The sequence below is a fragment of the Sorangium sp. So ce385 genome, from assembly GCF_051474135.1.
GTDB lineage: Bacteria > Myxococcota_A > Polyangia > Polyangiales > Polyangiaceae > Sorangium > Sorangium cellulosum_D.
Genome location: NZ_CP150337.1, coordinates 7357186 through 7370918, shown reverse-complemented (window position 1 = coordinate 7370918; position 13733 = coordinate 7357186). Strand labels below are relative to the sequence as shown.

The 13733-nt window shown below is 73.2% G+C and carries 10 protein-coding genes; 9 read left to right on the top strand and 1 reads right to left on the bottom strand.

Annotated elements, in window-relative coordinates; genetic code table 11:
• The first annotated feature begins 4 nt into the window (after positions 1-4).
• The 9 genes from WME83_RS26695 (at position 5) to WME83_RS26655 (ending at position 12505) form a co-directional block, all read left to right on the top strand.
• Positions 5-1597 (top strand): hypothetical protein, encoded by a 1593-nt coding sequence (locus WME83_RS26695; RefSeq protein WP_437312514.1) that lies wholly within the window; start codon positions 5-7, stop codon positions 1595-1597.
• Complete coding sequence (locus WME83_RS26690; protein WP_437312513.1) at positions 1594-3105, top strand: contractile injection system tape measure protein; 1512 nt, start codon at positions 1594-1596, stop codon at positions 3103-3105. Before WME83_RS26695 ends, WME83_RS26690 begins: the two co-directional genes overlap by 4 nt.
• 78 nt (positions 3106-3183) lie before the next feature.
• Positions 3184-4467, top strand: a complete 1284-nt coding sequence (locus WME83_RS26685; RefSeq protein WP_437312512.1) for an eCIS core domain-containing protein — start codon at positions 3184-3186, stop codon at positions 4465-4467.
• 70 nt (positions 4468-4537) lie between these two features.
• Complete coding sequence (locus WME83_RS26680) at positions 4538-5824, top strand: hypothetical protein (protein WP_437312511.1); 1287 nt, start codon at positions 4538-4540, stop codon at positions 5822-5824.
• Positions 5825-5922: 98 nt separating this feature from the next.
• Positions 5923-7620 carry a peptidoglycan-binding domain-containing protein gene (locus tag WME83_RS26675; RefSeq protein ID WP_437312510.1) on the top strand — a complete coding sequence of 566 codons (1698 nt, stop codon included), beginning with the start codon at positions 5923-5925 and terminating at the stop codon, positions 7618-7620.
• Positions 7617-8837, top strand: coding sequence for a hypothetical protein (locus tag WME83_RS26670; RefSeq protein ID WP_437312509.1), 1221 nt, complete (start codon positions 7617-7619; stop codon positions 8835-8837). The genes WME83_RS26675 and WME83_RS26670 overlap by 4 nt, the downstream gene beginning before the upstream one ends.
• A gap of 42 nt (positions 8838-8879) precedes the next feature.
• Positions 8880-10223, top strand: a complete 1344-nt coding sequence (locus WME83_RS26665; RefSeq protein WP_437312508.1) for a metallophosphoesterase — start codon at positions 8880-8882, stop codon at positions 10221-10223.
• 12 nt (positions 10224-10235) lie between these two features.
• Positions 10236-11927, top strand: coding sequence for a hypothetical protein (locus WME83_RS26660; RefSeq protein WP_437312507.1), 1692 nt, complete (start codon positions 10236-10238; stop codon positions 11925-11927).
• A 2-nt stretch (positions 11928-11929) separates the two neighbouring features.
• Positions 11930-12505 carry a hypothetical protein gene (locus WME83_RS26655; protein WP_437312506.1) on the top strand — a complete coding sequence of 192 codons (576 nt, stop codon included), beginning with the start codon at positions 11930-11932 and terminating at the stop codon, positions 12503-12505.
• Between the two features lie 26 nt (positions 12506-12531).
• Here WME83_RS26655 and WME83_RS26650 read toward each other — a convergent pair whose 3' ends face one another.
• Entirely contained in the window at positions 12532-13668 is a 1137-nt protein-coding gene (locus WME83_RS26650; protein ID WP_437312505.1) for a hypothetical protein, read from the bottom strand.
• Between the last annotated feature and the right edge of the window lie 65 nt (positions 13669-13733).

Below are 13733 nucleotides of genomic sequence, written 5' to 3'. Positions count from 1 at the left end.
AACCATGTCCACCGCGAGACCTATCGACGTGCGCTGCGCCCGGGACCGGCTCATCGATCTCCTCGGGCTCGGAGAGACCACCCCGATCCGGGACGTGAACGTTCAGGAAGCGCAGCTCACCGTGAACGTCGGCGCCCCCTGCGAGATCACCATCGATCCCGCCCAGTCGGGCGTCAGGTACGAGCTGTTCGACGGAGACGCGGCGGTGGTGCCCGCCTGCTCCGTGGACGGTGCCGGGGAGAAGGCCGTCCTCAAGGGGCCGATCATCGACAGGGTGGACAAGACCTTCCGGATCCGCGCGACAAAGCTCGATCCCCTGACGCGCCAGACCTTCCTGCTCCAGACCGCGACGGTGAAGGTCGGGCTGGCCACGGATCTCCCTGTCTCGACGCCCGAGATCGCCGAGGTGCCTCGCCTCGTCGATCACGGGAGCCGCGTGGTGGTGAGCGTCTCGGGCAGCCAGGCGGGCGCGACCTATGGGCTGGTCGACGGCGCGGGGAGCCCGATCCCCATGACGCCCCCCGGGCGCGTGAGCGGGAACAAGGACGGCGCCATCACGCTGACGGCCAGCCGGGTGACCGAAGACACGGTGATCCGCGTCGACGTCCAGAGGACGTTCGACGAGAGCGAAGGGCGCGCCCCGCTCCACGCCGTGCTCGCCACGGAGCTGCCGATCGCGGTCCGCGCCGACCGGGATCTCGCGGTGTCGGCCGTCGGATCACCGGTCCTGCCGCAGGGCAGCGCCACCATCACCATCGCCGCGAGCCAGCCGAGCGCGCTTTACAGCGCCCACGTCCGCGCGCTCTCCACGGTGGATTTCGTGCCCGGCGCGGGGCCCACCGAGAGGGTGATCGCCGTCCCCGGCACGTCCGGCGTCGAGGTGTACACCCCGCGGCCTCCCGCGCTCTGGCAGGCGCCGGCCGGCTCCGCGCAGCACGGGGACGCGGCGCCGGGCAACGGCGGCGTCCTCGAGCTCGGCGTGGGGCCGCTCCTGGACGACAGCATCGTCGTGGTGCAGGCGCGCAAGATCCACGCGGCGGCCGGCGCGCCGCTCGAGTCCGCGGTGCAGCTCGAGCAGGCGGCGATCGTCCTGGTGAGGCCGGAGCCGGCGCCCCCGCTCGTGCTGCAGATCGCGGCGAACGCCGACGGCGCGAGCGGCACGCTGCTCGTCTCGGGCGGCCAGCCCGGCGTCTTCTACCACTTCTACCCGAGCGACGAGGCCGGTGAGCTCGGCCTGCCGGCGTATTTCCACCGGCGCGACGAGCGGGACCCGTCGATGAACAAGGGCATCGCGGCGACCGAGCCGGAAGCGGCAGACAAGGTTCCGCGCCGGGGGCTCCGGGTCGAGATGGATCTCGTGATCACGCGCGATCCGCCGGTGCCTGGGGCCTCGGACCCGGCGCACGCGCGCCCGCTCGATCCCCTGGTGGACATCGCGCCGCTGCCCCTCGGCGGCGCGGTGGACGTGATGGCCATCAAGGCGCGCACCGGGATCGGGTGGGTCGCCAGGCGCTCGGTCCCGATCACCCCTGCTGCCGAGGAGAGCTCGCCCAGCGATCTCGGCGCTGCCCCCGAGCCCGCGGCGACGGAATCGTGACCGCGCCGCGGCATCGGGTCCGCAGGCAGGTCCTGGAGGTGACCGTCCAGGATCACGAGGCGGCGTGGCGGCTGCAAGCCGAGCTGGGCCGCGTCCACGCCCGGCGCCTCGAAGGGATCATCGATCGGTGTTGCGCCGAGCTCGGCGCTCCAGACCGCCTCCAGCGGGTCGCGCTGGTCGAGGTGGATCTCGGGAGGATCGACCCCGACCACCTGGAGCGCGATCTGGTCGACAAGCTCGGTCCGCTGCTGCGCGAGGGGCTGGCCGCTCGGCTCCGTGAGGCGGACGAGGAGACCGCGCTCCGGGGCGGAGATCCCGAGGTGGTCTCCCGGCTGGAGCTCGTGGCGTCCTTCGCCCGCACCGGCGCGCTCCCCTGGTGGGCAGACAGCGCGCGGCCGCGGCTCCTGGACGAGGCCCTGGGGCTGCTCCTACAGCGCGCAGCGCGCCCGCTCGTGGCGTTGATCAGGGCGCTTGAGCGCGAAGGCGGCGCGCTGATGAGGATCGTCCGCCACTGTCGCGACGCGCAGCTCTGGGCGCTGTTCGACGCTCTCGCGGCGTCCTCGCGATCCGACCTCCCTTCGATGCCGGTGGAGCTCGTCGCCCTGCTGCGCGCGCACCGGGCGGTCGCCGGGGCCACTCCGGACGGCTTCCGGGCGTGCGTCTGGACGGGCGCGCTGCGGACTGCGTGCCTCGAGGAGAGCCGGAGCGACGGGCGGGTGGGCTTCTTTCGCGACGCGCTGGCCCGGATCGCGCTGCAGGCCGGCGTGTCCCTCGGGGCTCTCCTCTCGGGGCTGCACGCGCCTCTGGGGCCGAGTCCATCGGCCTGGCCGGGCGCGCTGGGGGCGGTCATGCAGAGTCCCGGCGCAGCCGCGCCGGGAACGGTCGGGCAGAGTCCCGGCGCGGTCGTCGAGAGGCCGGTCCGCGAGACGCGGGGAGAGCATCCGTCGAGCGATCCGGGGGCCGCGGCTGCGGACCAAGAGCTGTCCCTCGATCCAGCGTACAGCGACGCCGACGAGGTCTACGTGGACAACGCCGGGCTGGTGGTGCTCTGGCCGTTCCTCGGGCACCTGTTCGAGCGCCTGGGGCTCTTTGCCGACACGCAGTTCAAGGATCGACGCGCCCTCCATCGCGCGGCCGGCCTGCTCCAGCACCTCTGCACAGGGGATCTCGAGCCGGCCGAATACCAGCTTCCCCTGGCCCGCGTGCTCTCTGGCATGGCGATGACCGAGGTCTTCGACTTCGGTCCTCCGGTCACCGAGGCAGAGGCCGAGGAGTGCGTCCGCATGCTCACGGCGGCGATCGCGAGCGCGCCGATCCTGGGGGAGATGTCGATCGCCGGATTCCGTGGCTCGTTCTTGATGCGCAAGGGCGCGCTCTCTGCCCGCGACGGCACCTGGCTCCTCCGCGTGGAGCGGGCCTCGTACGACGTGGTGCTGGATCGGTTTCCCTGGGGGGTGAGCTGGGTGAAGCAGCCCTGGATGGAGGCGCCGCTCTCTGTGGAGTGGTGACCGCGGCTTCATGGATCGCACGCTTGGCGGTGACGCGCGGGGCCGCCTCGTCTCTCTGCCCGCGCCGAGGAGAGTGTCATGCGAATCGCCGTCGAACGGTCCAGCCCGAAGACCTCGGAGAGCGCCGCCCGCACGTCGCGGGCCCGCCCTCCGGCGCCGCTGCTCGTGCAGCGGAGGACGATGACGCCGGCGCGACCGCCGGCCGAGCCGGCGCGCGCCACGCTGGAGCGGGCGTTCGGGGCTGAGCTCTTTGCGGCCACGGCGATCCCGGCGCCGGTGAGGGGCAAGATGGAGGCGGCGTTCGGGGCCGACTTCTCCGGCGTGCGGGTGCACCCGAGATCGTCGCGTGCCGCGGAGCTGGGGGCGCTCGCGTACACGCAGGGGAGCGATATCCACATGGCGCCGGGGCAGTGGGCGCCCGAGACGAGGCAGGGACAGGAGCTCCTCGGGCACGAGCTCGCGCACGTGGTGCAGCAGCGACAGGGGCGCGTGCAGGCGACGGCGCAGTACAAGGGGGTCGCGCTCAACGACGACGCAGCGCTGGAGGCAGAGGCGGACGCGCTGGGGGCGCGGGCGGCGCAGGGGGCCTCCGCCGCGCCGCCGGCGAGGACCGGCGCGCCGTCGCCGGCGGGCGGGCAGGTGTCGCAGGCGTATTCACGAATCCCGCGCGGGCCCGTCCTCCAGTGCGCCGGGGGCTGGAAGCGAAAGAGCACGCTCGACGCAGGCTCCGCTCCGAAGCGGACCGCGTTCTGGGGGTCGACCCAGCAGAGCATCACCTTGCGGCCGGGCGAGCACCGGCGGCACATCATCCCCAGCAGCCTCTTCGTCGCGGCGCTCACCGCGTGGAAGAACTACTGGGAAAACAGGCTCTCACCAGCTCAGATCGACCACTTCGAGGAACAATACGGCACCTGGCAAGATCTCTACGAGATCCTCAACAACTACCGGCCGAACCTGATCCCTGGCCCCGGGCGGGACAACAGCGCCATCGGCATGTACATGCACAGCTCGGAGCAAGCCATCGACGCGGCCAGGGCCGCGGCGACGGACGCGGACCGGCTGACCAGCCTGACGACGGGGATGTCGAGGTTCAGCGGTTTTCAGCAGGACAGGCAGAGATCGCTGTTCGATCCGGTGCTGCCGCTCGTCGACAGCGCCGGATCGTTCTCCGAGGGCGCCGAGCTCGCCACCGATCTTCATGACAACGCTGGGTTCGACTGGCCCTATGGCGGCGCGCGGCACTTCGATCGATGGCAGGATGCTTACATCAGGTTCGCGAACATCAAGAGTCGACCGGGAGATTTCGCGTATGGGGCCTTCAATCACGCCATCCGTACGTTCCTGGAGCTGCCCCACCCGTGAGGCCTTGGTAGCGAGGTCGCGGTGACGCGCGGGGCCGCCTCGTCTCTCCGCCCGCGCCGAGGAGAGTCTCATGCACATCGTCGTTGACCGGTCCACGCCGAAGAGCTCGGGGAACGCCGCCCGCACGTCGCGGGCGCGCCCTCCGGCGCCGATGCACCTGCCGCGGCGGGCGCCGCCGCCGACCCGACCGCCGGCCGAGCCGGTGCGCGCATCTCTGGAGCGGGCGTTCGGAGCTGATCTGTTCGCGGATCGGGCGGGCGCCGCGCGGGCGCCGCGCTCGAGCGCGCCGCCGGCCGGAGCGCCGAGGGTCGACACGGCCGCGTCCGAGGCGCTGGCGCAAAAGCCGGCGGAGGGGGCCGAGCGGCTGCTCGAGGCGGCCTCCGCCCTCGCGGCGGCGCTGCCGGGCGCCGCCGGGACGGCTGCGCCGCCGAAGCTCGACTGGGAGACCCACCCGGCCCACCTTCGCCTCTCGGAGCGGGTCGCCGCCCTGGAGGAGCGCTATCCGGGCCTGAAGCTCAGCTGGGTCGTCGACTGGGCGCGCCGGTTCATCGAGCAGGTGGTCGCAAAGGCGGACGCCACGCCCGCGGACAAGGGCGTCTTCGACGATCGCCTGGAGCAGATGGCCAAGGAGCTCGCGGCGAGGATCGACGCCACGAACCCGCAGCTGCGGGCCGGAGGTGGGGCCCCGCAGAAGGGGATCTCGGGCGGCGCGGGCACCCACCTGTGGACGGGCGGGGTCGACTACAAGGCCGCTCAGGCCGCCGCCCGGCGGGCCGCCGAGTCCGAGAGCCAGGCTGGCAATCTGGACGCGGCTTCGGTGGAGATGACCATCGCCGGGGAGCTCCTCGACAGCATCAATTTCTCGGGGAACGGGATCGACTACGCGCCCGAGGCGGACAAGCTGTGGAACGAGCTGTCCCGCGCGTTCGCCGGAAACGCTCGGGGGACGGTCCGCGTCCACACGTTGTACGGCGTCCGGAGCCCGAGCATCTTTTACTCGGTGGAGAGCCTGGCGCTGCTCCTCGTGCTCAAGACCCAGGAGGAGCGCGAGAAGGTCGGCAAGAAGCAGGACGGCCCCGTGGTCGACGAGATCCGGATGCTGATCTACTTCCGCAAGGGCGAGATCGACCCGGAGACGGGGCAGCTCTCGGTCCCGAAGGACGAGAGCGGCAGGATGAAGGAGGAGCTCGTGAAGCAGCGGGAGGACCGCGTGACCACCTCCTACCAGCTCGAACGGGCGCGGGCGAACGCGTGGGACAAGTCGCTCGCTTGGGAGCCGACCTTCGCTGTCGCCGGCTCGGTGAAGCACCGCGCCGCGCTATTCGACGCGCGCCGCGCGGCGGCCTCGCCGGGCTGACGGAGCCTGAAGGAACACCCCGTTTAATTTCTCTTAAGATGACGACGCTCGGTCTCGTCGGTTTCATACGCAGACGTCACCGCCGAAAGGGACCTGCCATGTCACGGAACGTCTTCCTGTTCGAGCTCGCCGCCACGCGGGGCGACGCGGAGGAGGTCGAGCGAGACCTGCTCTCGCGCGCCTCGGCCCTCGCGCTAGGAGCCTTTCCCACGCTCGATCCGGCGCTCTTCGCGCACCGGATCCTGCGCGGGAAGGGCGCGTCGTACACCTGGGAGATCGGCCTCGACGAGATCGAGGAGGCCCGGCGCGCGGAGCTCCACGCCGCGCTGCTCGAGCAGATCCAGACGTCGCTCGCGGGCGTGGCCGAGCTCCGATCCTCCGCCGCGTACGCCGACCTGACGCTCCCCGCGCCCGGCCCCGATCCCGCCCGGGCCAGGGGGGGTTCGGGCGGGGCCCTCTCGTTCGCGGACGGCGATCTCCCGGTCTGGGAGGATCACGCGCGCGGCTCGGGCGCGGCGGCGGCAGGGAGCGCGCTGCCCGAGCATCTCACCGCCGAGATCGCGCGGTTTCGCGCCGCCGTGCCGGTCGAGCCGGGGCTCAAGCCCTGGGGCGCAGGGCACGTCTACACAGGCGGCGCGGACAAGGCCCACCTCGCTTACCTGCACCGGTATATCGACGCCCGGGCGGCGAGGGCGAGCCCCGCCGATCGGCGGAAGATCATGGCCTTTCGCGCGCTCCAGGCGCGCGAGGGCAGCACCGCCGCCATCAACACCTACGATGACCAGATCGTCACCTGGGGGACGGGCTGGGGCGGTCGCGGCTGGCTGGGCAAGGTGATGGAGCGGGCGACCGCGAACGACGCCGTGCGCGAGGCGCTCGGCGCCGCCGGCGTTCGCTACCGCGGCAGCAACGTGTACGACGTCGTCGATCTCGACGCCGGCACGGTCGTCACCGGAGGCAAGGAAGCGCTCGAGATCGTGCGCCGCTCCGTCCCGCTCCTCCACCTGCTGATCGACCTGGCCAGGAACCCAGCCACGCGCGACGCGGTGACCGAGGCCCAGCTCCGCACGTTCATGGATGGCTCGGGCAACGTCTGCGGCGCCGACGCGATCGCGACGCAGGCGCTGTTCAATTTGATCGCGCACCTCAAGCACTGGGCGCCCGGGTACGTGATCGGGTGTCTCGAGTGGGCCGTACCGCAGCTCGGCCCCGGGTCGCCGTCGGAGGAGCGCGACCGGCGCCTCGCCGCGCTCGTGGGCCGCTATTTCTACGGCAAGGCGCGCAAGCACAGGTGGATCCCGGACTTCAGGCAGTTCCGGCTCTACTTCCGGCACATGAAGGACGACGGGCTCGATTGCCTGGACGAGCCCTTCCTCCAGGCCGTGGCGCCTCCGGGGGATGACCCGTTCGCCGCCGCGACGGGCGCGCCCGCGGCGGCGCCCCCGCCGAAGGAGCCGCGCCTCACGCGCGCGCCCCTCGCCGGGCAACCCGATCTGGAGAGCGTCGCCTCGGGTCGGGGCGCGCTCCGGAGAGGGGCGAGGGGACCGGGGGTGAAGGCGTTGCAGGAGGCGTTGCTCGCGCTGGGCGAGAGCGCGCCTGGCGGCGCCGACGGCGCGTTCGGTCCGGGCCTCGAGGCGGCCGTGAAGCGGTTCCAGGCCGAGCGCGGCCTCGCCGCCGACGGCGTGGTCGGCGCGGCGACGCTCGCGGCCCTCGACGCGGCCCTCGTCGCGGGCGCGGCGACCCGGGCGACAGGCGCGGAGACATCGAATCGAAGAGGAGAGGAGGAGCACCGATGACCGCAGAGAAGAGCGATGAGGGCGCCCCGCCGCTGGCGGGCGTCCCCGCGTGGGTGGACATGGACCCGGCGCCCGCCGAGCCGCCCGAGGAGTGGCTGGCTCGCCCGGTCGCGTTCGCCGACGACGAGCCGCCGCCGCAGCTCGTCCGCACCGTGAACCTGCTGGACCCGCCCGAGCACGGCCTGCGCGGGCCCGAGGACGCCGAGGGCCTCGCCGCGTTCCTCCTGTCCCGCGCCAGGGAGGGGATCGGCGACGTCTTCTCGCACCCCGATTACGACACCGCCTCCGGCGACCGCGAGGACTGGGCGCGGGCCATCGCCGAGCACCAGACCGGCATTCCGTACACGATGCCAGCCTTCTTCTACGGCGCGCAACGAGGGGTCGCGAGGGCGATCGCGGGCAGCGGGCGGTACCCGATCGTGGGGCAGTGCCAGCAGTCGGTGACGACCGCGCTCTGCATCGGCGGCTGGGACGGCGGCCCGTACGGCGACATCGGCTGCGGGACCGACGCGCTGCCGGCTGCAGCCAGGCTGGGCGACGGCTGGACCTCCGTCCCGAAGGTGCTCGCCGACTGGCCCGACGATCTCTGGGAGAAGGTCACGGTCGGCTCGTGCCTCTTCTGGTCGGCGTCCGGCGCCGCGGGCGCCGGGAGCGGCCACGTGGCGATGGTGATCCGCAAGCACCCGGTCGAGCGCAAATGGCAGCTCTGGGACACCACCACGTCGTTCAACGACCCCGCGGTGCACGCCGCCGCCGGAAGGGGCGCGCGCATGCTCTGGGAGTCGCACTGGTGGCCGTTCATCCCGCCGGCGCTCTGCGGCGGTCGGTGGTCGTTCCGCGGCATCGCCCGCATCGACGGCCTCGGAGAGATCAAGAGCGATCTGAAGCCGCGCGGGCGCGCCCGCCTGCTCCTCCGGCGCCGCGGCGACGGCGCGCTGCTCTATCGCTCGGAGTGGATGTCGATGGAGGACGAGGGCCTCCCCATCTCCTGGCTGCTCCGCTCGCTGCGCGGCGCGCCCTTCCACGACCGCATCGAGCCCACGTGGTGCGTCAACTCGAAGTCCGACGCGCCGACCAAGCTCGCCCCGGACAACCGGCCGCTGCTCGACGTCTTCTGCGATGCCAGGGGCAACGCGAAGATGTCGTGGAGCCCGGCCCAGGGCCTGCACAACCGCCCTCACCAGGCGATCTGGGCGCCGCCCGCGGCGCTCCGCTGAGCCGCGGCGGCGGGCGAACCAGCAACCCGGGAGACAACCCTCATGCGTACCCTCATCATCAGTGATCTGCACCTCGGCAACGGGGGTGACTACGACGTCTTCGCCGGGGGAGAGGCGCTGCCCGCGCTCCTCGACCGGATCGCGGGCGAGCCCGCGCGGGTCGTGGTCAACGGCGATGGCGTCGACTTCCTCATGAACGAAGACCCGCTGGAGCTCGATCCGGCGCGCGCCGCCGCGCAGGCCCGCGCGATCGCCGCCGCGCCCGCGAGCGCCGCCGTGCTGGAGGCGTTCGGGCGCGTCCTCGCGCGCGGCGGTGAGGTCATCGTCCGCCTCGGCAACCACGACGTGGAGCTCGCCGTCCCGGAGGTGCAGGAGACCCTGCGCGCGGCGCTGGATCAGCCGCCCGAGGTCGCAGCGCGCCTCGCGTTCCAGCTCGGCGACGCCCCCGCGATCCTCGACGTCGGCGGCGCCCGGATCCTCGTCACCCACGGCGAGCACAACGACAACTGGAACAAGGTCGACTATGGGCGCCTGGCCCGGCTCGACCGGTTCAGGTACGCGGCCGGCTCGGTCCTCGTGAAGCAGCTCATGAACCCCATCGCGCGCCGGCACGGTATGCGCTTCGTGAGCCTGCTCAAGCCCGATTTCCAGGGCGCGGCGCTCGCCGCGCTCGCGGTCGCGCCCGGGATCGTGAAGCAGCTCTTCAGCGCGGCCTCGCTCGACATCGCCTGGCAGCTCTTCAAGAAGGCGGGGTCGGCGGCCTCCTTCGCCGAGGAGGACGAGGAACTCGGGCTCGCCGAGCGGTTCGCCGACGCCGGCCTCGAGGCCGAGGAGGCGGCGGCGCTCGAGGCCGCGCTCGGCGACGGGCCCGCGGCGTTCGCCGATGAAGAGACGATGTCGACCGCGAGCCTCAAGCTCGCGCGCGCCGGCCTGAAGCTCTACGCGGGCATGCAGAAGAGGCTCGCCGGCACCCTCGGTGACGAGTACTTCCGCCTCGAGCCCGATGAGGCCGAGTGGGCCGACGCCCGGCGCCTGGCGAAGAAGTTCGACGCCGGCGCGGTGGTGCTCGGCCACACCCACGCGGCCCGCTGGAAGGTGGCCGACGGCATCGCCTTCGCCAACACGGGCACGTGGATCTGGCTGATGCAGCTCCCGCGCTCGGACGCCGGCGACGAGGCGTGGGCCGAGTTCCTCGAAGAGCTGCGCAACAACCCGAGGCTCCTGCCCGAGCGGCAGAGAGCGGCGAAGACCGTCCGGCGCCTCACCGCGGTGCTCCTCGACGCGCACCCGGACGGCGGCGCGACGATGCGGCTCGTTCAATGGGACGATGGAGAGCTCCGCTCCCTGGAGGCCGCGCGCGTGCCCCCGGGGGGCGCGGCGCGCTGAGAGGGAGGCGTCATGTCCGACATCGAGCTGCTCCTCTGCCACGCCGACGATCAACGACCCGTCCTCGACGAGGGGTTGCCGCTCGAGTCCGCCGCGGACGAGGCGCAGCCCGGCGGCGAGGAGCTGATCCACGATTTCGCCGACTTCTCCGACGATCCCAACGACCTCTCGCTCCAGCGCTGGTCCGTCATCGCGCCCGAGGGGCCGGCGGGCGACGCCCTGCTCGCGCTCGTCGAGCCCCTGATCCGGAAGCGGGAGCAGGACCAGGGCGCGCCCGTCGTGCCCTACCGCGTCCCCGCCGGCATGGACGCGGACGCGGCGATCCGGTGGAGCAAGAGCGTCTATCATGACGAGTCGGTCGCGCTCGAGGATCTGCCGCGGTATCTGCTCGTGCTGGGCGACCTCGACGAGGTCTCGCTGGAGCTCCAGCAGGCCCTGGCGAGCGAGGCGCTCGTCGGTCGCCTGGTGTCCCGGTCCGCCGCGGGCTACGCGGCGTACGTGGACAAGCTCCTCTCCTCGGAGCGCGCCCCTCCGAGGGAGGCGCGGGCGCGGGCGCTCTTCTTCACCGCGCAGGACGGCACCGCGGCGACCACCATCGGCCACAGGGCGCTCGTCGCGCCCAGCGTGGCGCGGTGCCGCGACACCCGTCAAAGGGGCAGCTTCAAGGCGAGGGACATCGAGGAGATCGGGTATGACGGCGCCGAGGCGGCGAGGAGCGCGCTCCTCGAGCAGCTCGAGCGGCCGGAGCCGTCGATGCTGTTCACCATGAGCCACGGCCTGGGCGCGCCCCGCAGGGGATGGACGTCGGCGGACGAGCAGCGCGCCGTGCAAGGGGCGATGAGCCTGGGCTCCGGCGTGCGCATCGCGGCCGAGGACCTCGGCGACAGGCCCTTTCTGCCCGGCGGGATCTGGTTCTTCCTCGCGTGTTATGGCGGCGGGACGCCGGCGGCGAGCGCCTACCACCACTGGCTCGCCCGCCTGCGCGACGCGGGCGGCTTCGGCGGCCGGGTCGACGGCGTGCTCGCCGGCCTCCCCAGGCCGGGCGATCGGCCCTTCATCGCCGCGCTGCCGCAGGCCGCGCTGGCGAGCCCGCGCGGCCCGCTCGCGGTCATGGCCCACATCGATCTGGCCTGGACCTACAGCTTCCAGGACATGGGGCCCGACGGCAAGGACAGGGCGTCGCGGTTCGAGGGCGTCTTCAGCTCGCTGGTCAAGGGCGCCCGCGTGGGCAACTCGTACAACGAGCTCCTCCGTTATCTGGGGAACGCCAACCACGAGCTCGCCGCGATGTACAACCAGGAGGCGAGGGCCGAGACGGCGGGCAAGCCGCTCGCCCCCGACCAGGGTCGCGCGAAGCGGCGGGCGAACCTGTGGATGCTGCGCGAGGATCTCGCGGGGTACGTCCTCCTGGGCGATCCGGCGGCGCGGCTCGCGATCGACCGCGACAGGGGAGCCGTCAAGGCCACGCCCGCGCCGGCGGAGGTGCGCTCGCCCGTCCCGCAGCTGCCTACCGCCCCGCCGGCCCCGCCGGCGGGGCGCGCGCGGGACGCGGCGCGCATGCAGCGCGCCGTCCACGAGAAGATCCTCGGGGAGGAGGGCGACAGGAAGATCGCCGAGAGATACGGTATCACGCGCGAAGAGCTCCAGCGCTGGTACGACGCCTATTGCGAGGCCGGGCTCGCGGCGCTGGGCGAGCTGCCGTAGCGGTGCGCGCGCCCGAAGAGGAGCCCGCCCCCCCGCCGGCCCGCCCCCCCGCCGAGCCCGCGGGCGAGGCGCCGCCACGCAGGGCCCGGCGGCGCCTCGCCCTGCGGTCGCGCCCCCGCGATCGCGCCGACAGCGTCAACACCAGCAGCCGGCTCCTCAGGGAGCAGCTCTGGACGCTCGCGCTGCTCGCCCTCGTCGTCCTGCTGCTCCTCGTGGCGCTCACGGCCACGGCGCGAGCTCCCGTCCAACAATGGCCTGCCTGGGGAGTTCGGACCCTCCTCGGCGTCTTCTCGTTTGGCGCCCTGGGAGCCACCTTCAGCGCCGCTCGATCGCTCAAGGGCTCTTCCCGCCGGCCCAGGGCTCACGCGCAGGTGTCGGACGCGCGGGTCACCCTCTCGCGCGCCGTCCTCGGGGCGCTGCCGGGGCTCGCCGCCTACGCGTTCCTCCAGTCGAGGGTGCTGAACCTCGGGGACGCCGACAACAGCAAGGCGTTCGCGATCGCGTTCATCGCCGGCTTCAGCGAGCGGCTCGTGCTCAAGGTGGCAGAGACGTTCGCGGGGGAGCAGAGGGCGAGGTAACGGCGGCGGCGGGCGCGCCGCGCCCGTCACGGGGCAGAGCGCGTGTCCTGAGGTCGCGCGTGGTCGGTCCGAGGCGAGACGAACCGGACGACGGCGCGCGGCGCGAGGCGATAACCGTGCTCATTGCGCTCGATGACCTCCCTGAGCCCCATGCGGCGGAGCTGGGTCAGGGCCACGTAGACGCGGTTGGCCCCCGCGCCCGCCACCGGCCGCTCGCCGGGCCAGCCCGCCTCGAACAGGTCCTGGAGCGAGAGCGAGGCGTCCGGCGCCTCGTCGTGCCGGTCGACGAGGGCCGTCACGATGCGGCTGAGCGCGTGCCCGAGCGTGTGCTTCTCGCCGTCCTTCGCCGCGATCCAGCGCACCTCGCAGCCGAGGACCAGCGTGGGCGGGCAGGCCGGCGGCGCCTCCGCGGCGAGCGGCAGCGGCCGCCCGGCGAGCAAGCTGGCCACGAGCGACGCGAACCCCTCGGGATCCGGCGCCCCGCTGCAGGGCGCGAGGTGGTGGCGGAGGTCCGCCTCGTCGGCGCACCTTCGCGCGTGCGCCGGCGCGAACGGGGCGCGCCGCTCCAGCGGCTCGGGGGCCATCGCGCGGAGGTTCCGGTCGGCGCCGCGCGCGCTCGCCGCGCTGCCCTGGACCGCGTGGCGGAGCGACCGCGCGAGGAGCGACAGCGCGAGCTCGTCGCCCGCCGGGGTCGGCTCGCCGCCCGCCGCCACCTCGGGCGCCTGGAACTCCAGGACCCTGTCGATCTCTTGTCCTCCGGCCCTCTCGAGCGGGGCATCCCTGCCGTAGCCGACGAGATAGAAGCGCCCTTCGCGGGAGAAGAGGACGTCAGCGCACGAGACGCGACCGATGCAGACGGGCCGTCCGTGCTTCGGATCGGTCACCGCGTGGGCCGCCCGCATCGCCTCGCGGAGGCTCGCGATGAGGCCGGCCGCGCTCTTGGGCGGCAACCTCCAGCCGGCGTCGTTCAGGAGGCTCGTGAGGTCGACGCCGTCGATCACGGCGTCACAGGCGAGCTCGATGTACGGCGTGCCGTCGGCGACCCCGCGCGCCGCGACCTTCGGGATGAGCGGGTGATCGAGGAGCGCGTGGACGCGCTCGATCTCGGCAAATACGGAGCTCGCCCGCGCCGCGCTGACGGCCGGGTCGGGCACGATGACCACGCAGGGCTCCGCGTCCCCGGCGCGCGTCGCCGCGACGACGTGGAGGCCGCCGCGACGGCGGATGG

Coding starts and splice junctions, on each gene's coding strand:
- WME83_RS26695 (WP_437312514.1), top strand. CDS start 5: ATGTCCACCGCGAGACCTATCGACGTGCGCTGCGCCCGGGACCGGCTC.
- WME83_RS26685 (WP_437312512.1), top strand. CDS start 3,184: ATGCGAATCGCCGTCGAACGGTCCAGCCCGAAGACCTCGGAGAGCGCC.
- WME83_RS26680 (WP_437312511.1), top strand. CDS start 4,538: ATGCACATCGTCGTTGACCGGTCCACGCCGAAGAGCTCGGGGAACGCC.
- WME83_RS26675 (WP_437312510.1), top strand. CDS start 5,923: ATGTCACGGAACGTCTTCCTGTTCGAGCTCGCCGCCACGCGGGGCGAC.
- WME83_RS26670 (WP_437312509.1), top strand. CDS start 7,617: ATGACCGCAGAGAAGAGCGATGAGGGCGCCCCGCCGCTGGCGGGCGTC.
- WME83_RS26665 (WP_437312508.1), top strand. CDS start 8,880: ATGCGTACCCTCATCATCAGTGATCTGCACCTCGGCAACGGGGGTGAC.
- WME83_RS26660 (WP_437312507.1), top strand. CDS start 10,236: ATGTCCGACATCGAGCTGCTCCTCTGCCACGCCGACGATCAACGACCC.